Source organism: Streptomyces sp. NPDC004111, assembly GCF_042874215.1.
Classification (GTDB): domain Bacteria; phylum Actinomycetota; class Actinomycetes; order Streptomycetales; family Streptomycetaceae; genus Streptomyces.
Window position 1 is genome coordinate 95,428 of the sequence record NZ_JBIAMU010000020.1, and the last position, 18,764, is coordinate 114,191.

15 protein-coding genes and 1 pseudogene are annotated in these 18,764 nt (G+C 70.7%); 2 read left to right on the forward strand and 14 right to left on the reverse strand.

The features are described 5' to 3' along the window. Positions 1–7: 7 nt before the first annotated feature. From ACFYVL_RS33585 to ACFYVL_RS33600, 4 genes are read right to left on the reverse strand one after another with little or no spacing between them, the layout of a single operon-like run. The gene (locus tag ACFYVL_RS33585) at positions 8–562 is read right to left on the reverse strand and encodes a hypothetical protein (protein WP_389251679.1); all 555 of its coding nucleotides are present in this window, start codon (positions 560–562) and stop codon (positions 8–10) included. Beyond that, the gene (locus tag ACFYVL_RS33590) at positions 555–872 is read right to left on the reverse strand and encodes a hypothetical protein (protein WP_389251681.1); all 318 of its coding nucleotides are present in this window, start codon (positions 870–872) and stop codon (positions 555–557) included. Before ACFYVL_RS33590 ends, ACFYVL_RS33585 begins: the two co-directional genes overlap by 8 nt. Further along, a complete protein-coding gene (locus ACFYVL_RS33595; protein ID WP_389251683.1) occupies positions 869–1,348 on the reverse strand; it encodes a hypothetical protein in 480 nt (159 codons plus the stop codon). Before ACFYVL_RS33595 ends, ACFYVL_RS33590 begins: the two co-directional genes overlap by 4 nt. After that, positions 1,345–3,111, reverse strand: a complete 1,767-nt coding sequence (locus tag ACFYVL_RS33600) for a DUF3987 domain-containing protein (RefSeq protein ID WP_389251685.1) — start codon at positions 3,109–3,111, stop codon at positions 1,345–1,347. Before ACFYVL_RS33600 ends, ACFYVL_RS33595 begins: the two co-directional genes overlap by 4 nt. A 221-nt stretch (positions 3,112–3,332) precedes the next feature. Between ACFYVL_RS33600 and ACFYVL_RS33605 the strand changes: the two are divergent. After that, positions 3,333–3,476: pseudogene (locus tag ACFYVL_RS33605) on the forward strand (aldehyde dehydrogenase family protein); the annotation flags it as partial. Between the two features lie 38 nt (positions 3,477–3,514). Here ACFYVL_RS33605 and ACFYVL_RS33610 read toward each other — a convergent pair. The 6 genes from ACFYVL_RS33610 to ACFYVL_RS33635 form a co-directional block, all read right to left on the reverse strand. Beyond that, positions 3,515–5,809 (reverse strand): ABC transporter permease, encoded by a 2,295-nt coding sequence (locus ACFYVL_RS33610; RefSeq protein WP_389251687.1) that lies wholly within the window; start codon positions 5,807–5,809, stop codon positions 3,515–3,517. A gap of 35 nt (positions 5,810–5,844) precedes the next feature. Next, entirely contained in the window at positions 5,845–6,519 is a 675-nt protein-coding gene (locus ACFYVL_RS33615; protein ID WP_389251689.1) for an ABC transporter ATP-binding protein, read from the reverse strand. A gap of 407 nt (positions 6,520–6,926) precedes the next feature. Further along, positions 6,927–8,594, reverse strand: a complete 1,668-nt coding sequence (locus ACFYVL_RS33620; RefSeq protein ID WP_389251692.1) for an amidohydrolase — start codon at positions 8,592–8,594, stop codon at positions 6,927–6,929. A gap of 25 nt (positions 8,595–8,619) precedes the next feature. Then, on the reverse strand, positions 8,620–9,534 hold the full coding sequence (locus ACFYVL_RS33625) for a mycofactocin-coupled SDR family oxidoreductase (RefSeq protein ID WP_389251694.1): 915 nt from the start codon (positions 9,532–9,534) through the stop codon (positions 8,620–8,622). A 208-nt stretch (positions 9,535–9,742) separates the two neighbouring features. Then, a complete protein-coding gene (locus tag ACFYVL_RS33630; RefSeq protein ID WP_389251696.1) occupies positions 9,743–10,504 on the reverse strand; it encodes a 4'-phosphopantetheinyl transferase in 762 nt (253 codons plus the stop codon). 12 nt (positions 10,505–10,516) lie between these two features. Continuing rightward, a complete protein-coding gene (locus ACFYVL_RS33635; protein WP_389251698.1) occupies positions 10,517–12,199 on the reverse strand; it encodes an ABC-F family ATP-binding cassette domain-containing protein in 1,683 nt (560 codons plus the stop codon). Positions 12,200–12,384: 185 nt separating this feature from the next. Between ACFYVL_RS33635 and ACFYVL_RS33640 the strand changes: the two genes are divergently transcribed. Beyond that, entirely contained in the window at positions 12,385–13,161 is a 777-nt protein-coding gene (locus ACFYVL_RS33640; RefSeq protein WP_389251700.1) for a thioesterase II family protein, read from the forward strand. Here ACFYVL_RS33640 and ACFYVL_RS33645 read toward each other — a convergent pair. From ACFYVL_RS33645 to ACFYVL_RS33660, 4 genes are read right to left on the reverse strand one after another with little or no spacing between them, the layout of a single operon-like run. Then, positions 13,124–14,374: a cytochrome P450 gene (locus ACFYVL_RS33645; RefSeq protein ID WP_389251702.1), complete on the reverse strand. Its 1,251-nt coding sequence runs from the start codon at positions 14,372–14,374 to the stop codon at positions 13,124–13,126. The two genes, ACFYVL_RS33640 and ACFYVL_RS33645, sit on opposite strands and share 38 nt — an antisense overlap. Then, positions 14,371–16,125, reverse strand: a complete 1,755-nt coding sequence (locus ACFYVL_RS33650; RefSeq protein ID WP_389251703.1) for an amino acid adenylation domain-containing protein — start codon at positions 16,123–16,125, stop codon at positions 14,371–14,373. Before ACFYVL_RS33650 ends, ACFYVL_RS33645 begins: the two co-directional genes overlap by 4 nt. A 1-nt stretch (position 16,126) precedes the next feature. After that, complete coding sequence (locus ACFYVL_RS33655; protein ID WP_389251704.1) at positions 16,127–18,454, reverse strand: penicillin acylase family protein; 2,328 nt, start codon at positions 18,452–18,454, stop codon at positions 16,127–16,129. Positions 18,455–18,458: 4 nt separating this feature from the next. Then, positions 18,459–18,764: a phosphopantetheine-binding protein gene (locus ACFYVL_RS33660; RefSeq protein ID WP_389251705.1), complete on the reverse strand. Its 306-nt coding sequence runs from the start codon at positions 18,762–18,764 to the stop codon at positions 18,459–18,461.

An 18,764-nucleotide genomic window follows, 5' to 3' on the forward strand; every position in this document is an offset into this window, starting at 1 on the left:
TGTGTCCTTACATGCCGCGACGGGATCGCGGCTTCCCCTGGGGGTTGTCGTTGCGGAGGCGCAGCTCGTACGGGCCTGCCGGGTGTGAGTTGATGAACGCCTTGTACAGGTCTTTGACGACCGTGCTGCGGTGCGCCTTCTTCTCTTCGAGGGTCATCTCGGCGTTGATGACGGGGCTGTCCCACCAGCGCTGGAGCATCTTGTTCAGGGAGCGTCTGGTGGCGGCCTGCTTGCAGCCGTCGCAGATGTACCAGATGCCACCGTGGTCCAGGACGACGCCGCCCGGGAGGACGGCCAGGATGTCCGTGCGAGGCAGGAAGCCCCACCGCGGATCGTCGCCATGGCAGATGTCGCACGGTGTGTGCGCCACGAGGGGCGTGCCGTGCACGGGTACGGGCTCGTGCTCCTCGGGCCAGTGCAGCTCGTACCAGTCGGGGTGCTCGTACCAGGGCTCCCCGATCCTCTCGTAGGTCTCCGGGTCGCGGACGGTGACGGGGTTGAGGACAACCCCGCACACCTCGCACATCCGGAAGTCGAACTCTCCTCCCGGAACTTCAGGCACTGGCGCCTCCACCGAGGCCGGCCACGTTCTCGTAGACCGCTACGAAGATCCCGATCTGGGAGTCATCCCGGGTGTCCTTCAGCTCCTCGTAGTGGGCTGTGAGCCAGCCGACTCCACCCCGGGTCTTCTTCCCCTCCAGGTGGTTCCAGAGGAGTTCCATGGTCCGCTGGTGGTCTTCCTTGGTGGTGCGGTATTCCTTCCGGGCCACTCGCTCGATCTGGTCCAGAAGTTCGTGCCAGTTGACCTCGTCGCTCTGGGTCGCGTAGGTGCTGCTGACCCGGTCGAACTCGGTCTGGTTGTGCTGTGTCACTCGGTGTCTTCCTGTATCAGTGCGTACTTGATCGTGTGCCTGCCCTTGGTGAGTCCCCACCCGGTCCAGGACTTCCCCGCGACAGCACCCAGACGGAGGGCAATGTCGACCACCTGTTCCGCCGTGAGGCGGTGCTCGGTGGCCCGGATGAGTTCGGCCACGGAGGCCCCCATCCGTCCGGCCTCGACGAGCGCGGCGCGGATCTGCCTCTCGTCCTCGGCCTGCTGCTCCGGGTCGGTCTCGTCGCCTTCGATCTCGTACGTGTACTCGGTGCATCCTGCTGCCCTGGCGATGGCCTCGATGGCGTCGTCCAGGTTCATCGCCTCGGGGTTCACGAGCCGCGGAGGCTCGTCTCCCTCGGGGTCGTAGTACGCCATCAGGAGGGGACCCTGAGACCGGACGAAGCCGATCATGTCCACGGTCCCGTCAGGGAAGAGGTAGCGCGTGTCTCCCTCTTCCCGAACGATGAACTTCACGCTTCCTCGATCTCCTTCGGAGCGAACTCCGGGTGGTAGACCACATCCAGCGGACGACCGCCCTTGGGGTTGTGGCGCTTCTTCTGTACGGCCTTCAGCTTCTCGATCATTCCGTCGATCTCGGCTGCGGAGCGCCGGAACTTCATGACCTTGGTCGTGATGTGCGTCCGGTTCAGCCCGCTCTCCCCGGCCTCCTTCAGCGCGTGCCGCAGCATCTCGATGTCCTCGGGGAGCGAGATGTTCTTGCTGCGGTCACGGCCTCCGCCGGCCGTCGAGCCGGAACCGCTGGGCGGGTAGGTCTCCAGGACGAACCGAGCGGACTCGATCATGTAGTCCACGAACGCCTTGGCGGCCTTCAGGTCTCCGAGCGACACCTCTTCCCGCTCGTTCATGAGGGCGTACACACCGGCCACTCGCACCAGGTGCGCAAGGCGTCGCTGGGTGAACTGCTTCATGACGGGGCTGTCGTCGTCCGAGTCCTTGAACTCGGGGTAGACGTGCCTGCGGTAGTGCAGCTCGGCTTCCTTGGAGAAGGTCACCACGCTGTCGTTGCCACCGGCCTTGAAGACGGCCTCACGCAGACGGTCAGCGAAGTGGTCCAGCTTCGTGTCCCAGTCGTCGGGCTCCACCGGCCACGGGATGTCGTGGGGCTTGTGCACGAAGATCGGGGCGAAGCGGTTCCACGTACCGCCGGCCATCTCGCTCGGCTTCTGTCGGTCAGCGAATTCCTGACCCGTGACGTGCCCCATGACCGTGATGTGGGGCTTGGTCGCGACCAGGGCGTCCATCGAGTGGTTGTTCAGGGTCTTGCCGTCCCACGCGTCACGCAGAACTGGGCCCAGTGTGGTGCCGTGGGTCTTGGCCATGATCCTGGCGAACTCGGTGCTCATGACGAGCAGCCGCTTGTCGTCGACTCCGTAGTCCACGAGCTGACCGTTCTCCTCACGGCGAGCGATCTCCTCTTCGTCCATGCCGTCACGGACAGACGAGATCAGACCTTCGCCGGAGTTCAGGGTCGACGTGGTGTTCTTCTCGAAGAAGCGAGGGTTGATCCGCTCCATCACTTCCAGAGCACGGTCGGCCGCCGTGCCCTTTCGACCGTCACCGGTTTCACCGATCAGGATGTGCCAGACGTTCACCCGCTGCTTCACCGAGCCGCGAACGATGCGGTCGTGGCCGACCAGGCAGGAGAAAGAGCTGAGCATGGTGGCGAGGATTCCGGCCGGGTCACCTTCGGTGTCCGGGCTGACGTACTCCAGGATCTCTCCAGCGATGCCGTGCCAGGCATCCTTCCCGAGCCAGGGGCGCCCCTTCGGACCAGGTTCCGGGACCGCGTACGGAAGGCTGTCGAGTTCAGCTTGAAGCTGGTCCAGATCCTCTCGGACTTCGTCTTCCATTTCCTTGTGGACGGCCTTATCGATCTCGTTCTCGACGGCAGGCTCGTCTTCCTCTTCGACCACCTGGGCCTCTTCGAGGGTCATCTGCTTTTCGGGCTCGGTCTGAATTTCAAGCTCGGTCTGACCTTCGGTCTCGACCGGTACCGACCAGGCCCGCTTCTCTCGCCATTCCGAGAGCAGTGCCTCATAATCGGCGTTCTTGATCGTCTTCTCCGAGATCTCCGTGTTCGCCTGAAGCCAGCCCTGTACATCACTGGCGAAGCTCTCCACGTCGTCCAGGTTAAAGATGGCGCCAGGCTGACCGATCCCAGGCACCTCCTTGTCGAGGTTCCTGCGGACCGTCTCGGTTGAGCGCTTGTCGGGCACTTTCCAGCCTTCCCCGCCACTTCCGTGGCGCTCCTGTCGAGCCCTCCCCTAGCGTGGTGCTCGCCCTGGCCAGCGCCTTGAACAGCGCCGACCAAGCCGACCGTACCAACGGAGGGCGGTCGCAAAGTATCAAACAAACTAACTAATCCCCCGCACGAGCGACGGGCCTCTGACCTGGGCTTATGCCCTCGACAGGGTGTATGGTCGCTCGTAACTAGGACCACGCGTACCCGGCCCACGCGGCGTTCGGCGGCTACAAGCAGTCGGGCATCGGCCGCGAGACGCACAAGATGATGCTGGACCACTATCAGCAGACGAAGAACCTGCTGGTGTCGTACTCGCCGAAGAAGGTGGGCTTCTTCTAGGGCTTCGGGCCGGTTGGCCGGAGGTGCGGCGCGGCGGGTCAGTCGCGTCTGATGTGTTCCGGGTCGACATGCCGTCGGACCAGCGGCAGAGAAGCGAGACCCGCGACCACCAGCACCCCCAGCGTGCTCGCGAGGAGGAGCGGGAGGCCGTCGGCGTCCCAGAAGATGTCCCCGCCGCCGGTGATGAGGTAGCTGGATTCGGCGAGGCGGCCGGCGATCAGGGCCGCGGTGAGACCGATGGCCAGGGGCAGCAGGACCTGAACGCACTGTGCTGTGCGCAGGGTCGCGGGGCGGGCACCGAGGAGGGCCAGGGCGGTCACCTGGCTTCGGCGTTCCATGGCACGGTCCGCGACGGACACGACGAAGGCGGCCACGCCGATGACGAGGCCGAGGATCATGCCGGAGGCGAGGAGGCTCTTGATGACGGTGATCTGTTGCAGGGCCTCCACGTTGACGCCGATGGCTTCGATGTCCGCGGTGGGCGCGAGCGCGCCGATGCCGTCGAGTGCGGTGCGCACCGCCGCGGGTTCGGAGCTGGTGACCAGGAGGAAGTCACTGTCCGCGAGCCGTGTGCCCGACGGGAGGAGGGAGGGCGGGACGAGTACATCGGCACTCGTGAGGGCGGAGGGCTGGCGGGCGTGGAAGGCGAGCGAGTCCTCCGGGAGGACCACGGGTAGTTTCGCAGCGTGTCCTGAGGGCCTCGACGGCTCAAGGAGGAAGGGGTAGCTCTTCCCGCGGTGGGCGTCGAGGTCCACGGAGGTATGGGAGTCGGTCAGGCGCAGCACTTTCCCGTCGACGCAGCCGGGGGCCACGTCGGCGAATGCGGCGAGTTGCGCGCAGGTGGCGACGACGGCGCTGATGCGGGGTGCGGGACTGCCCAGGTCGGGGATCCAGGAGTCGGCGGTGACGGCCTGTGCGCGTACGCCTGCCACCTGAGCCATCCGGGCACGCTGTCCGGCACCGATGTCGTCGGAGGCGAGTCGGTACTCCTGGGTGGGGGACGTGGGGCGGCTGATCTGGCTGAGCTCGACGAGTACGCCCTGCGTGAGTGAGGCGGCGAACACCAGGAGAACCAGGCCGGTCACGACGCGCAGCGAGCTGCCGGGCTCGATCTCGTTGCGGCGCATGGCGAGGGTGAGCGGGAGGGACTGGGTACGACCGGCGAGACGGCGGGCCAGCCAGGAGGTGATCGGAGCGAGCGCGAGGACAAGTCCGCTGCCGGTCAGCAGAACCGCTGCGGGGACGAGCACGGCGTCGGCGGATCCTTCGGAGGAACGTCCCAGGGCGCCGAGGACGCAATAGCCGGTGATGATGCCCAGGCCGGGGAGCAGCAGGACCAGTCCGTACTTTCCCGGGGGCTTGCGCTGTGCGCTGCGGCGGACGCTGAGCGGTGAGAGTGCCGCTTCCCGGGCGTGGTGCCGGCCGACGAACCAGGCCAGGGCCGGGCAGGCGAGCAGGCACACGGCCAGGGTGACTGCGGAGGGACGGCCGTCGGCTGCGTACCACTGGAGTCCGGGCAGCCCGACGCGGGCCATGATTTCGTTGACGAGGAAGTACGCGCCGATGCCGAGCACCGCCCCGATGAGGGCGGCGGTGACGGTTTCGACCGCGTTGACGCGCAAGGTGCCTTTGACGCTGAGCCCGAGCAGCCGCAAGGAGGCCAGCCTGCGTGCCCGTGACTCGGCGGACAGCCGTGCGCATACCGACAGGAACACGGTGAGCGGCAGCAGGACCAGGCACGCGAGGGTGAAGCGCAGGATGTCGAGGGTGGAGGCGTCCACGGCCGGGGACGGCGAGTACGAGAAGCCGAAGGAGGCCAGCGGTCTTGCGTCGCGAGGGAGTTGGGCGCGGCTCTGCCCGAGGTAGGCGTACAGCTCGTCGGGCGCGGCGAGCCCGGTGGCCCCGATCGTCGCGGTGATACGGCCCGGCAACAGCCCCGCGAGGCCGGGCTCGGCAGCCAGGATCTCGCGCAGCCGGGGCGAGACGTAGACCTCGCCCGGGGCAGGCAGCCGGTCCAGGCCGGGCGGTACGGGAGCTGGTCCTGCGGCAGGGCGGGCGACGAGGATTCGGGTGAACGGGCTCGCGCCGTAGGGGTCCTGGCGGGTGGCGAAGAGGGTGTCGGCGGCCGACCGTGCGTGCATGACCTCCGGTACGGCCCGAGGTGCGCGGGCGGCAGAACGTCCGTCGTGCGCGGCGAGAATCGCCGGAATGGTCAGTACGGCGGCCAGACAGGCCACCCCCAGCGAACACCCCAGCGACATCAGCAGGAATCGGATCCGCCCCTTGCGCTCGCCGGACCAGAGCAGCCGCAACCCGAGCAGGAGGGTGGTCACGCCGGATGCTCCGGAGGGCCGTGGGGTCGAGGGCTTCACGCTGCCACCCGCTGGACGAGGGCTCCGTCGGTCATCGTGTACTGGCAGTCCGCGTGTGCGGCGACGTCCGGGTCGTGCGTCACGATCACCACCGCTGTGCCCTGCGAGCGCGCCAGATGCAGGAACTCATCGAGCACGGCGGCGGCGTTGGCGCTGTCCAGCGCGCCGGTCGGCTCGTCCGCGAACACCACGGCCGGCCGGTGCACGAGGGCCCGAGCGACGGCCACCCGCTGGCTCTGTCCACCGGACACCTGCGAGGGACGACGCTGCTTCAGCTCTGCCAGCCCCAGACGCTCCAGCACCGCGGCGGCCGCGGCGTGCGCAGGGGCCTTGCGCTGCCCGGCGAGGCGCAGGGGAAGGGCGGCGTTCTCCTCGATCGTCAGCTCGGGCAGCAACTCGCCGTACTGGAACACGAATCCGAAGCGCTCCCGGCGCAACGTGCTGAGCGCGTCGTCGGTGAGTTCGGAGAAGGAGACACCGTCGAAGGACACCGATCCCTTCGACGGGGCAAGCACTCCCGCAAGGCAGTACAACAGCGACGACTTCCCGGATCCGCTGGCACCCATGACCGCGGCGACCTCCCCGGGCCTCAGGGCGAAGTCCACACCTCTGACGGCTTGTTGCGATCCGTAGAGCAGGTCTACGCTCCGGGCGCGAAGAATGGCGTCCATCGTGACGGGAACTCCCTTGTGCGGATGTACGGCGGAGGCCGCACCGGCCGGCCCGGCCTCCACGTTGGTCGACCGGCCGGCCAGCGGCTGCAGGCCTCGGTCACGAAGCAGTTGTCGGGGTGCAGCAAGCCCCGGTCACGGCACACGCGGATCGCCACCTCGGTGGTGTACTGCTGCGAACCCTGGTGGCCCGGCTTCGTTCAGATCGTTTCAGAACGTAGCATCACGACTACACAGCGCAGTGTTCGGTCACGGCCCTCCCCGCTCCGGGGAAGCGAACCGGGTGGGTGACGGTGCAATGGCACCCTTGACGCCACCGCCCCCGGCACGACGCCCTCCCTGCCCCGCATGCCTGGAGGGCGACTTGAGCTTCTTCAGGCGATTCGCAGCACCCCGCCCCCGTCGGCTCACCCCGCAGAGGATCGCGGACGGCGCGTCTGGGCGTCGAAGACCTGTTCGCCCTCGATGAAGGTCATCTGGACCTCGGTGCTGTGCACTTGGGTGATCGGTACGTCGAAGGGGTTCTGGTCGACGACGATGACGTCGGCGAGCATGCCCGGTTCGATCCGTCCGACGCGCGGGGCCATGCCCTCGTGGCGGGCGGAGTTGACCGTGAACAGGTCGAAGGCCTGTTCCAGGGTGATGGACTGGGATTCGCCGAGGCCCTCGGTGCTGCCTCCCGGCTCCTGGCGGGTGACGAGCGATTCGATGGCGCACCACGGGTTCACCGACGGCACGACGCACCAGTCGGACCCGGGCACGACGAGGATGCGGGCCTCCAGCATCTCCCGTACCGGCCAGATGCGTTCGATCGCCTTCGGGCCGACGGCGGCGGCGATGTCGGAGCAGATCGGGGAGGGACGCCACAGGTACGGGGAGACTTCGAACGTGGCGCCGATCCGCGCGGCGCGCTCGATGTCGCTCTTCGTCACGAACGTGCAGTGCCCGACGTTGTGCATGTACGGGCCGGGCCCGTTGGCCGCGCGGGCGGCCTCGATGGCGTCCAGTGCCGCCCTGACCGCCGCGTCGCCCGCCGCGTGGAACTTGACGGTGAGGCCCATCCGGTCGAACCGGGTCACCGCCCGGTTGAGGACGTCCGGCGCGATGGCGAGCATTCCGTGGCGGGTGGCCTCGTCGTCGCGTCCCGCCACGGTGTCCGCGTACGGTTCGATCATCGCCGCGGTGTGGCTGTCGGTCGGTACCCCGTCGAGGAAGACCTTCACGCAGTCGGGCCTGACGCGGCTGCTCGCGTGGAGGTTGCGGGTGGCGATCACGTCCTCGCACGAGGGGTCGTGGGGGAACCACACCAGGCTGAGCCGCACCCGCTGCCTGAGGACTCCGCGCGCGGCGAGGCGGGTGTAGGCGCGCAGTTCGGCCTGCGGTCCCGCGGTGAAGCCGACCGCTGCTTCGGTGAACGAGGTGATGCCGTGGGAGAGCATCTCGTCGAGGGCCCACTCCAGCGCCGCTTCGACGTCCTCGTCGGGCGGCTGGGGGGCCGTGGCGGCGAGCAGTTCGACCGCGGACTCGCGCTGGATGCCGGTCGGGCTGCCCGTCGCGTCCCTCTCGTAGAAGCCGCCCACCGGGTCGGGTGTGCCGGGGCCGATTCCGGCCGCCCGGAGCGCCGCGCTGTTGGCCCAGGAGCTGTGTCCGCTGGTGTCCTCCAGGAGGACCGGGGTGTCGGGGGCGACGGTGTCGAGCATGGTCCGGTCCGGGGAGACGCCGAGTGCGAAGGTGTCCCACCGCCCGCCGAGGACCCATGTGCCGGGGGCGGCGCGGTCCACGTGATCGGCGACGATGCGGAGGGTTTCGGCGAGGTTCGAACCCTGCGGGACCTTGCAGCGGCGCTCTCGTATCCCGGCGTAGACCGGGTGCACGTGCAGGTCGTGCAGACCGGGCAGGACGGTGCGGCCGGCCAGTTCCACGACCCGTGTGTCCGGTCCGCGCCGCCGCAGCACCTCCTCGCTGTCGCCGGCCGTCTCGATGACGCCGGAGCGCACGGCGAGCCCCTCGGCCCGGCCCGACGACGTCCTGACCTGCCCACCCACCAGAATCGTGTCCGCGTACCTGTCGGTCATGGCGCTGCACCTCTCGTTCGGTGACTCAGCGGCGGTTGATGAATCCGGCGTCCACGGGCAGCGTGACGCCGGTGACGTACCGGGCTTCCTCCGAGGCCAGCCACAGCACGGCGTTCGACACGTCGACCGGTTCAATCGTGGCCACCGGAAGGGCGTTTGACGCCCCCTTGGAGAGAATCGGGTCCTGGGCGACGAACTCGACGACGGCGGGATCGGCCACCATGCGGGTGGCCACGCCGGTGGGGTGCACGGAGTTCACCCTGATGCTGTGCTGGGCGAGGTTGTTGGAGTACGTACGCATCAGGCCGACCACACCGTGCTTGGACGCGGCGTAGCCGAGGCCGCCGTTGCTGGCCCCGCCGATGCCGACCAGTCCGGCGGTGGAGCTGACGATCACGATCGAGCCGCCCTCCCCGGCGTCGACCATCGACGGGAGCGCCACCTCGATGGTGTGGAAGGTCCCGGTGAGGTTGACGTCGATGGCGTCGCGCCACGCCTTCACCTTGTCCTTCACCAGCAGTGGTGCGATCCCGGCGTTGGCCACGACGATGTCGATCCGCCCGAACTTGGCCAGCCCCGCGTCGAACGCCTTCTGGAGGGCGGCCCGGTTGCGTACGTCCGCCCGCCGCGCCACGACGCGGCGGCCCAGCGCCCGCACCTCCCCGACCGCGTCGGACAGGTCCTTCGGGGTGGACTGCGGGTAGGGCACGGTGTCGACCGAACGGCAGATGTCGACGATGACCAGGTCGGCGCCCTCCTCGGCCAGCCGTCGCACGTGGCTGCGGCCGAGCCCTCCGGCCGCGCCGGTGACGAAGGCCACCTTGCCGTCAAGGCGCCGCTTCCTTCCCAGCTTTGACTGTTCTTCCTGCTTTGCCTGCTTTCCCTGACTCCCCTTGTCCGCATGCTTCTTGTGCGTTCCGTGGGACTTCGTGTGTGACATTTCGCGGCTCCTTGCTGCCGGACGCGTCGCGGGAACGGCCGCCGTGCGGGGTCCTGCTGGTGATGTACCGCGCGACAGCCGAACTGGCCACCGGCCGGTCGACGTCCGGACCGCATGCGGTGCGCGCACTCCCGCGTCGCGGGGTCGCCGATCAGTCCCCTCGCCGTCGGGCGACCCCCGCCCGGGGTCCTGCCGCTTCCCGTCCCCGCTACGGGCCCGCTGCGTCGGGGGTGCCCACCAGTACCGCCGTGGCCAGGTGTCCCGTCCCCGTGCCGCCGCGGGTGCGCCAGCGTCCCGTGAGCTCCTGGATTCGCTGTCCCGCCACGACCGGGCCGGGGACGAGGAGGGTGGCCGTGAAGGTTCCCCGGTCGGGGTCGGGGGCGATGACGCACTCGGTGAAGTCCAGCCACTGGCGCATCAGGGGGAACCACGCCTTGAAGACGCTCTCCTTGGCGCTGAAGACCAGCCGGTCCCACGCGGTGTCCGGGTGAAGGTCGGCGAGCGTGCGGACGGTGTCGTGCTCCTCGGCGAGCAGGACGGCTGCGGCGACTCCGGCGGGGAGCGGGCCCTGCGGCTCGGCGTCCACTCCGATCGAGGCCACCTCGGAGCGGCGTGCCACGGCGGCGGCACGGTAGCCGTCGCAGTGCGTCATGCTGCCGACGATGCCCTCGGGCCACACCGGTGCCCGGTGCTCCCCCGGCAGGATCGGCGCCGGGGCCACCCCGAGTCGTGCCATCGCCGTGCGCGCGCAGATGCGTACCGCGGCGAACTCGTGCCGGCGCTTGGCCACGGCCCGGGAGATCGCCGCCGCCTCCTGCGGGTACAGGGTCGCGGTGACGTCAGGGGGGTCGGCGAACAGTTCGCAGACCTCCGTGCGGCCGGGCAGCAGCCCCGCCAGGAGTGCCGGTGCGCCCGTGCGGGCGGACGGGGCTGTCCGCGCGACGTCGTTCGGGCGGCCGGTGGGCGCCATGTCCGCGGTCCTTCAGCGTGAGCGGCGTACGCGGCCCTCGTGCCACACCGGTTCGGGTGCCTCGCGGACCCGGCCGTCCTCGCCGAAGACGAGGAAGCGGTCGAAGCCCTTGGCGAACCAGCGGTCGTGGGTGACGGAGACGACCGTTCCCTCGAAGGTGGACAGGGCCTGTTCCAGGGCTTCGACCGAGTGGAGGTCGAGGTTGTCGGTCGGCTCGTCGAGCAGGAGCAGGGTGGCGCCGCTCAGCTCCAGCAGCAGCACCTGGAGGCGGGCCTGCTGGCCGCCGGAGAGGGAGGCGAAGGTCTGCTCCGCCGAGCGGGCGAGGCCGTACCGGTCGAGGGCGCGGCCGGCCGTCTCCCGGTCGAGTCCCGCGCGGCGTTCGTCGCCGCGGTGCAGGATGTCGAGCAGGGTGCGGTCCTTGAGGTCGGCGTGCTGGTGGGTCTGGGCGAACCAGCCGGGCCGTACGCGCGAGCCGAGCTGGACGTGGCCCTCGTGGTCGACCGGTTCGGGCCTGATGGTGCTCACGGGCTGCTGCTCGACGTCGGGGTCGGTGCCGCCGCACGCCATCAGCCGCAGGAAGTGGGACTTGCCCGAGCCGTTGCTGCCGAGGACCGCGACGCGTTCGCCGAACCAGATCTCCGTGCTGAACGGTTTCATCAGCCCGGTGAGTTCCAGGTTCGCGGCGATGACGGCGCGCTTGGCGGTCCGTCCGCCCTCCAGCCGCAGGCGCATCTTCTGCGGGACGGGGATCGCCTCGGGCGGGCCCGCCGCCTGGAACCGCTGGAGGCGGGACTCGGCGGCGCGCAGCCGCGAGGCCATGTCCGAGTTGTACTTGGCCTTCTCCCGGTACATCAGGATCAGGTCCTTGATCTTCTGGTGCTCCTCGTCCCAGCGGCGGCGCAGTTCGTCGAGCCGCTCGTTGCGCTGTTCGCGCGCCTCGTCGTACGTGGTGTACGTCCCGGTGTAGGTCCAGGCCCTGGCACCGGCCCCGCCGGGCTCCAGGGTGACCATCTTCGTGGGCACCCGGCTCAGCAGTTCGCGGTCGTGGCTGATGAGCAGGACCGCCTTGTCCGTCTTCAGCAGCTGTTCCTCCAGCCACTCCTTGCCCGGCACGTCGAGGTAGTTGTCGGGTTCGTCGAGGACGAGGACGTCGTAGGGGCCGCGCAGCAGCGTCTCCAGTACGAGCCGCTTCTGCTCGCCTCCCGAGAGGGTGTCGACGGCCCGGAACCGCGCCCGCTCCCAGGGGACGCCGAGGGCGGCGGTCGTCACGACGTCCCAGTGCGTCTCCTGTTCGTAGCCGCCGGCCTCGGACCAGTCGGCGAGGGCCTGGGCGTAGGCCATCTGCTCGTCGTAGGAGTCGTTCTCGATCAGGGCCAGTTCGCTCGCCGCGATCCTCCCGGCGGCCTCGCGCACGGCGGGCGGGGCCACGGACACCAGCAGGTCCTCCACCGTGCGGCCGTCCCGGTAGCCGCCGACGAACTGGCTCATCACCCCGACCCGTCCGCCGTGGGTGACCGCTCCGGCGTGTGCGGCGATCTCGCCCGTGATGATCCGGGTCAGGGTGGTCTTGCCGGTGCCGTTGGGCCCGATCAGGGCCACCCGGTCGCTCTCGCCGACCCGGAAGGTGACGTCGGACAGCAGCGGTCGCCCGTCGGGGAGATGGAAGGAGACCCGATTGACGTCGATGTGCCCCATGTCTGTTCCCCACCTCGTCCGGGTCGCCGGATCGCACGATAACAAGAGATCTTCGGGGGTCTAAAGCTATTTCGGGACAGCGCAGCGGCAGGTGCCGCGGGGTACGGGCGGGGCTCGCGCGGTATCCGGCCAACCATGGTCAACTCCCCTGCCCCACAAGGAAGCAGGGGGTACTTTCGGGCCTCATGACCGAGCCCCGACGTGCCCCCGAGCCACGCCGCGCCAAGGAACCCAAGTGGCTGCTGCGCAAGCCCGACCCCGAAGCCGCCGCGAGGCTCTTCTGCTTCCCCTACTCGGGGTGCGGCGCCTCGATGTACCACCGCTGGCCGCGCCGCATCGGTGATGTGGAGGTGTGTCTGGTCCAGCTCCCGCACCGGGAGAGCCGGGTGCGGGAGCCGCACTACGGGACGTACGAGGAGCTGGCCGGGCCGCTGATGGAGCATCTGCTGCCCCATCTGGACCGGCCGTTCGGCTTCTTCGGGCACTGCGGGGGTGCGCTGCCCGGGGTGGAGCTCGCGATCCGGTTGCACGAGGAGGGGCTGCCGGTGCCCCGGCAGTTGTTCCTCTCCTCCCAGGTGGCTCCGCAGGACGGCCCCTACGGGCGGTTCCTGGACATGACCGACGACGAACTCGCCGTACAGCTCGGCGAGTTGATCACGAGTCTCGGCGGCACCCCGGACCCCCGGCTGGTGCGGCTCGGGCTCGGGCTGCTCGGGCAGGACCTGGAGGCCAACCGGCGGTACCACCGGGCGGATCCGGTGGTACTGCCGTCCGGGATCACGGTCGTCGGCTGGACGGAGGACCGGGAGATCCCGATGGACCTGATGGGTGGCTGGAAGGCGTGGTCGCGGGACTGCCGTCAGGTTCTGCTGGAGGGCGAGCACTACGACTTCCTGCACGCCCCCCGCGCGTTGCTCGACCTGTTCAGCGCCGGGCTGTCACCTTCAGCGGGAAGTGCTTGATCCCGGCGGTGAAGTTGGAGACCAGGTGGGCGACCTCGCCCGCCTGCTCGAACCGCTCGACAGCGGCGAAGATCTCCCGGAACGTCAGCTCCAGGGTGATCTGCGCGGCCACGGCCCCGATGCAGCGGTGCGGCCCGTGGCCGAACGCGATCTCCCGGTTCGGCCTGCGGCCCACGTCGAAGCGGAACGGATCGCTGAACACCTCCTCGTCGCGGTTGGCCGAGGGTATCCACGCGACGACGCCGTCGTCCTTGCGGATCCTGCGGCCCCGGACCTCCACGTCCTTTACCGCGTACCGCAGGAAGTGGACGACCGGGGACGACCAGCGCAGGGCCTCGCGGATGCCCGGCTTGAGCAGTGACTCCTCGGTCGCCCACCGCTCGTACTGCGCCGGGTCGTCCAGGAGGTGCAGGACCGCGGCGGAGACGGCGTGCCCGGTGTTCACGTTGGCGCCCAGCAGCAGGCTGTAGCAGTTGGAGACGATCTCGCCCTCGCTGAGTCTGCTGCCGTCCACGCGCAGCGTCATCAGCCTGCCGATCAGATCGCTGTCGGCGAGGTCCTTGGGCGGGTTGCGGCGGCGCCTGCGCACCTGGTCCGCGAAGTAGGCGAACAGGTCGTGGTGCGCCTGGTGCAGCGTCGCCTCGACACCGCCCTCGACCTGGTACTCCGGGTCGTCGGGCGCCACCGTCATCAGGCCGCTGCGGACCAGGGCGGGATGGTCCTCCTCCGGCAGGCCCATCAGGATGCCGGACACGATCATGGGCAGGGCCGTCATCGCGGCGCCCAGGTCCCAGGTGTCGCCGGACGTCATGGGGGCGAGGAGCTTGCGCACCGCCTCGTGGATCCTGGGTATCTGCGGGCGCAGCGCCGAGGGTGTCATCAGCTGGTAGAGCGGGCGGCGGACGTGGGTGTGCCGGGGCGGGTCGCTGACCGCCATCTGCCGGCCGCCCGCGGGGTCGGGGGTGCCGAGCATCTTGAGGATCGCGCCCCGCGAGGAGGTGAACGTCTCGTGCTCGCCCAGTACCCGGCACACGTCGTCGTACTTCGTCACCGACCAGAACCCCCGGCCGTCCGGGAGCTGCTGCCAGAAGAGGGGTTCCTCGTGCCGCAGGGTGCGCCAGATCGCGTGCGGGTCGCCCCGGCCGAAGGTGAGCGGGTCGTACAGGTCGATGTCCTGGAGCGGTACGTGCGTCCGGGGGACGGTGATCCTCATCGTGCGGCGCCTTCCGTGCCGAGGAGTTCGCCGATCGCCTCGGCGAACTCCTCGACGCTGGGGTGGTGGAGCAGTGCGCGGATGGGCAGCTCCACGTCGAAGACCAACTCGGTGCGGCTGATCAGGTCCATCGCGAGCAGCGAGTTGCCGCCCAGTTCGAAGAAGTCGTCGAGGACGCCGACCCGGTCGAGTCCGAGCGCCTCGGCCCACAGGTCGCACACCAGTTGTTCGGTCGCGGAGCGCGGGGCGAGGTAGTCGTTGTCGGCGTCCCGGGGGTTGCGGCCGGGTCGTGGGAGCGCCGCCGGGTCGACCTTTCCGTTGGCGGTGACCGGGAATTCCCCGACGGTCATGAACGCGGCGGGGATCATCGCCGCGGGCAGGGCGGTGCGCAGCGTCCGGCGCACGCGGGCGGGCAGCGTCTCCGGGTCGTCCTCGTCGGGGGCGGGCAGCAGGTAGGCGGTGAGCCCGCGTTCGCCGGTGCTGTCGCCACTGGCGAGCACGACGCTCTGCGCCACTCCGGGCAGGGCGGCGATCTCCCGCTCCACCTCGGAGGGTTCGACGCGGAATCCCCGGATCTTGACCTGGCGGTCGCCGCGGCCGAGGAACTCGATGCCGTCGTCCGTCAGCCGTACGAGGTCGCCGGTGCGGTACATCCGGGTGCCGGGCACCTCCGCGTGCGGGTCGGGGACGAAGCTGACGGCGGTGACGGACGGCTGTCCGACGTAGCCGCGGGCCAGTCCGGCGCCGGTGACGTGGAGTTCGCCCGTCCCTGCGGGGTTGAGGGCCTTGTCGAGTGTCCGTACGCCGGTGCCCCGGATGGGTCGGCCGATGGGTACGGAGCCGGTGACGGGGCCGGTGACGGTGTGGCAGGTGGTGAACGTGGTGTTCTCGGTCGGCCCGTAGCCGTTGATCAGCCGGATCGCGGGGTGGCGGGCCGTGAACCGGTTGACGTGGTCGACCGACAGCACGTCGCCGCCGGCGAGGAGCTGGCGCAGTCCGGCGAGGTCGTCGAGGTGGTGGTCGACCATGCGGTGGAAGAGGCCGGCCGTCAGCCACAGCGTGGTGACCTTCTCCTCGGCGAGGGTGGCCGCGAGTTCCTCGCCGACCAGGGGGCCCGGCGGGTGGACGACCAGCCGTCCGCCGGTCAGCAGCGGCGCCCAGATCTCGAACGTCGACGCGTCGAAGGAGACGGGCGCCAGCTGGAGGAACGTCTCCTCGGGGCCGAGGTCGGCGAAGCCGCCGCGGACGAGCCGGGCGACGGCGCGGTGCGGCACCGCGACGCCCTTGGGCAGGCCGGTCGACCCGGAGGTGTAGCTGACGTAGGCCAGGCCGTCGGGGTGGACCGGCCGTGGTGCGAGCGGCGGGTGCTCCGCCATGGTGTCCAGGGCGAGCAGCCGGGGGCCCTCGTGCACGGTCCGGCCGGTGGCGGCGACGACCGCGACCGCACCGGCCGCCGCGGCCAGCTTCTCGCGGCGCACCTCGGGGATGCCGACCTCCAGCGGGAGGTAGGCCGCGCCGGCCTTCAGCACGCCGAGCATCACCGCGATCAGGTCGTGGCCGCGTTCGAGTTCGACCGCGACCACGTCCTCCACGCCGATGCCCTGCGCGGCGAGCCAGGCGGCGATCCGGCCCGAGCGGGCGTCGAGGGCGCCGTACGTGACGTCGGTGCCGCCGGACGAGACCGCGACCGCGTCCCCGCGGTCGCGGACCTGCGCGGCGAACATCTCCGGGAGTGTCGTCAGTGTGGACATGTCAGTTCCTCTCTCCGAACTCTTCGGGCACTCCGTGTGCTTGCGGTACTTCCGTCGCGTCGGGCACTCCGGGCCGGAGCACGAACGTGCAGGCCGTGCCGCGCGGGCGCGCGGCCGTGCCGGGGTGCGACCACCGCGCGTGGCGGTCGTCGAAGTGGACGCTCAGCGGGTGGCCGGACTGGCCGCCCGGCAGGTCGAAGGAGGCCTCGCCGTGCGGCGACAGCACGGCGCGTCCGGCGGCGGCGAACCCGGGGACGCAGGTGCGTACGGTGTGCAGCGCGCCGGGCTGGGGGGTCGCGGGGACGCCCAGCAGCGGCGCCGCCCAGGGCACCAGCGCACCGAGCGGGTGGTCGAGTCCCACCCGGTTGAGGTCGCCCCAGCGGGGCAGTGCGTCCTCGCCGGTGGCCCCGAGGGCTTCGGCGACGCACTCCTCGACCAGGCCGGGGGGCAGTACCGAGGCGTCGTCCGACCGCAGGACGGCGAGCAGCGGGCGGTCCACGCAGCGGAAGGCGTAGCGGAATTCCGGATCCAGTTCCCGGCAGGCGGTGAGGAACGGCGACAGGACGCGCCGGGCGAGCACGGCCCGCAGCCGCACCAGGACGGGGAACGCCCGGGACTCCGGGTCGGCGGTGCCGTCCCACGCGGCCAGCAGGGCCGCCGCGCTCTCGTCGCGTCCGCTCAGCGCGCGTACCGCGATCCGCCGGTACGGCTCGTACAGTTCGGCCGCCGTGTCGTGCTGGAGGGCCCGCATGGCGTCGGCGCCGTCCGCTCCCGCGAGGTCCCCGGCGCCCGCCGTCAGGAGGTGCCGGATGCGCCGGGCGCGGAAGCCGGGGTCGCTGTCGTAGCCGATCCGGTGGGGCTCGTCGGGGAACGCGCTGTCGTTGGCGGAGACCAGGATCGCGTCGGCCGGGTCGACCGACCGGGGGCGCTGCGCCCCGGTCAGATGGCCCTCCCCCGGCCGCCGGGGCAGCAGTCCGGTCGCCAGGTGCGCCAGACGGCCCCCGGTGTCGGTCAGCAGCACGTTGAGGGCGATGCCCTGGGCGTCCTGCAGCACCTCGATGCCCTCCTCGACGCTCCTGGCGTGGGCGAGGCGCTGGAGTCTCAGGTCGCAGGCGCGCGGGTCGTACCCGCTCCAGCGCACCGCGACCCGCTCGCCGAGCAGCGGCCGGGGCGACACCGGCAGCGGGCCGCACCAGGCGGTGCGGGACTCCACCGGGGAGCCGCCGCGCACCCGGATGCGTCCCACGCGCTCCTCGGCGCGGTCGGCGGGGACGAGGTCGAGGACGTCGGCGGCGAGGTTGGTGACGCCCCAGGCGAGGTGTCCGTTGGTGCCGGTGAGCACGGCGGGCAGGCCCGGTACGGCGAGCCCGCGCAGGATGCCGCCGGGCCAGGCCAGATCCACCTCGTACAGCAGGTTGGGCAGGGTGAGCGGCAGGTGCGGGTCGCAGGCGAGCAGTCCGCCGGCCGCCCAGCAGTTGGACCCGGCGACGGCCCTGTCCACGGTGACGAGGTCCTCGGCGTCGCCCCGGAACCGGGCCAGCCCCTCGGGGAGGTCGCCGCCGCCCGGCAGCAGGAAGCCGGCGACGTCCGCGGGCAGGGCCGCCCGGACCACGGCCTCGGCGCGCTTGTCGTCCTCGTTCCAGGACAGGCCGTGGAACGTGGACAGGACGATGAGCACGCTGTCCTCGACGGTCCACGGGCGGGGGCGGCAGGACAGGAAGCGGCTCTCGAAAGGCTGGTGCGCCAGGCCCGCGTTCACTCCGTCGGCGAAGGCGGTGAGCAGTGCGCGTTCCGGTGCCTGGAGCTGCTGGGCCGCGGTCCGCGCGGTTCTGGCGAACCCGAGCCGCCGGTAGTGCTCGTCCACCGGCACCGCGGTCCTGCCCCACACCTCGGCGAGCCGCCCGGAGGCGGTACGGCGCATCAGGTCCAGGTGGAACCCCCGGTCGCGGCCCATGGCGAACCCGAGCCCGCGCACCGCGTCCGGCCACGAGGCGGCCTCGATCCGGGTGACCCCGTCCGCCCGCACGGTCGCCCGCACCTGCGCGTCGAGGCCGGGCAGGTGTACGTCGCCGCAGTCGGGCCGGGACTCGATCAGGGCGCGTACCAGGCGCACCTCGACGGCGATCCGGGCCCGGTGGTGCCTGAGCAGGCCCGCCAGGACGGCCGCCGTGAGGGCCACCGCCGACAGGGGCGCCCAGGGCGGGGCGAGCCGCCCCGCGAGCACCGCGACGGCCGCCCCGGCGAGCGCGACGGTGCCCGTCAGCCGCACGGTCGGCAGCCGCCACAGCCGCCCGTACCGGGGACGGTGGGCGGAACACGACGTCGCCACCGGCTCAGATCTCCCCTTCGTGCGCCGTGTCCGCGCCGGCCGCCCGCAGCCGGTCCACCTCGGCCGCGATGTCCGCGACCGTCTCCAGGTCGAAGAACGTCTCCAGGTCCAGTTCGACCCCCGTGCGCCCGGCGATCTCGTGGACGGCGCGCACGGCGAGCATGGAGTGCCCGCCGAGCGCGAAGAAGTCCGTGTCCAGTGGGGCGGGCGGGGTGTCGAGCAGTTCGCCGAAGACGCCCGCGACCAGGGCTTCCGTCGGGGTGTACGGACGCTGTGGCGCCGTGTCTTCGAGGTGGTCGTGCAGTGCCAC

Bases quoted from the DNA above. Each gene is read 5' to 3' on its own strand.
- ACFYVL_RS33615 (WP_389251689.1), bottom strand. From the start codon at position 6,519: ATGGACGCCATTCTTCGCGCCCGGAGCGTAGACCTGCTCTACGGATCG.
- ACFYVL_RS33620 (WP_389251692.1), bottom strand. From the start codon at position 8,594: ATGACCGACAGGTACGCGGACACGATTCTGGTGGGTGGGCAGGTCAGG.
- ACFYVL_RS33625 (WP_389251694.1), bottom strand. From the start codon at position 9,534: ATGTCACACACGAAGTCCCACGGAACGCACAAGAAGCATGCGGACAAG.
- ACFYVL_RS33630 (WP_389251696.1), bottom strand. From the start codon at position 10,504: ATGGCGCCCACCGGCCGCCCGAACGACGTCGCGCGGACAGCCCCGTCC.
- ACFYVL_RS33635 (WP_389251698.1), bottom strand. From the start codon at position 12,199: ATGGGGCACATCGACGTCAATCGGGTCTCCTTCCATCTCCCCGACGGG.
- ACFYVL_RS33640 (WP_389251700.1), top strand. From the start codon at position 12,385: ATGACCGAGCCCCGACGTGCCCCCGAGCCACGCCGCGCCAAGGAACCC.
- ACFYVL_RS33645 (WP_389251702.1), bottom strand. From the start codon at position 14,374: ATGAGGATCACCGTCCCCCGGACGCACGTACCGCTCCAGGACATCGAC.
- ACFYVL_RS33650 (WP_389251703.1), bottom strand. From the start codon at position 16,125: ATGTCCACACTGACGACACTCCCGGAGATGTTCGCCGCGCAGGTCCGC.